Origin of the sequence: Leucobacter sp. M11, from assembly GCF_035726885.1 — a bacterium.
In the GTDB taxonomy this organism is placed as follows: domain Bacteria; phylum Actinomycetota; class Actinomycetes; order Actinomycetales; family Microbacteriaceae; genus JAPFRB01.
In genome coordinates this window covers 161,192-162,430 of sequence record NZ_JAPFRB010000004.1, presented here as the reverse complement: position 1 = coordinate 162,430, position 1,239 = coordinate 161,192, and the positions used below count along the sequence as shown (strand labels likewise).

General features: G+C 73.8%; 2 protein-coding genes. One reads left to right on the top strand and one right to left on the bottom strand.

What is annotated here, in order from left to right; all coding sequences use genetic code 11:
* On the bottom strand, positions 1-731 hold a 731-nt coding region (locus OOT08_RS12720; protein ID WP_325093113.1), incomplete at its 3' end, for a PspC domain-containing protein.
* A gap of 140 nt (positions 732-871) precedes the next feature.
* On the opposite strand from OOT08_RS12720, the gene OOT08_RS12715 reads away from it, so the two are divergent.
* On the top strand, positions 872-1,239 hold a 368-nt coding region (locus tag OOT08_RS12715; RefSeq protein ID WP_325093112.1), incomplete at its 3' end, for a PspC domain-containing protein.

Sequence of the window (1,239 nt, the reverse complement as noted above, 5' to 3'; positions counted from 1 at the left end):
GCGATCAGCTCGCGGTTCATCCGTAACAGCCACGGGGTCAGGGCGACCCCCACCCCGGCCAGCACCGCCGCCGCAGCGGCGATGATCGTCCACGCGTTTGGCTCCCTGGCCGTGATGAAGAACATCAGGACTCCGGCGGCGACCAGCACGAGCGCGCCGAGGATGCGCGGCAGCATGCCCCCGGAGGCGGCGGCGTCCCCGGAGAACTGCCGCCAGGCCAGGGCGATACCCGCGAGGACCACGGTCGTCGGCAACACCACCGCGAGCGGGACCTCCACGCCAGCCTGGAACAGGATCAGGGCGACGCCGATGATCAGCAGGCACACGCCAAGGAGCAGCTCCGTGAGGGGAAAGCCTCGGCCGGGGGGTCGGCGGGGGCCGTCCCCGCCGGGGGCCGTCGGCTCGGGCGCGGGGGCGAGGGGCAGCGCCGCCCCGGCCGCCGGGGCCTGCGGGGCCGGGAACGACGGGGCGGGGAACCCGGGGCCGGGGGCGCTCGGGTACGGGCCCGGCTGCGGCTGGGCGCTCGGCTTCGTGAGAACGTGCTTGAGCGGGACCTCGGCCTGGGCCTCGGCGGGGACGGTCGCCCACAGCCAGGCGTAGAAGAGCACCCCGGAACCGCCGAACAGGGCGAAAACCACCATGACGAGACGGACGAGCGCGACGGGCGCGCCCAGGTGCGCGGCCAGCCCGGCGCACACCCCGCCCAGGATCCGGTCCGCGCTTCGCGTCATGGTTGCTGATCTCACCCCACCATCACAGCACACCGGGGCCCACACCGGGGACCGGATGGGGGTCCCGGGGGTCGGGTTCAGGGTCCACTCAGGGAGAACCCCCATAGCGATGCCCCGCACCGCGCGGGCACACTCGAACTATGAACGACTTCCGTGATCCCCAGCAACCCGCCGGACCGCCGCCCTCCGGCCCCGCCGAGCCCGGCTTCTTCGGCTGGCTGCGTGGCCTCGGCCTCGCCCGCTCCGAGGAGCGCTGGGTCGGCGGCGTCGCCGGGGGGATCGCGGAGCGCACCCGGCTCGATCCGCTCATCTTCCGCGGGCTGTTCATCGTGCTCACGATCTTCGGCGGCCCCGGCATCCTGCTCTACCTCCTCGGCTGGCTGTTCCTCCCCGAGCGCTCGGGCCGGATTCAGGCCCAGGAACTGCTCCGGGGCCGGGGCAGCACCGCCGCCTATGTCATCCTCACGGTGCTGGGGGCGCTCTTCGTGCTGCCCGTGCTGTTCCAGGG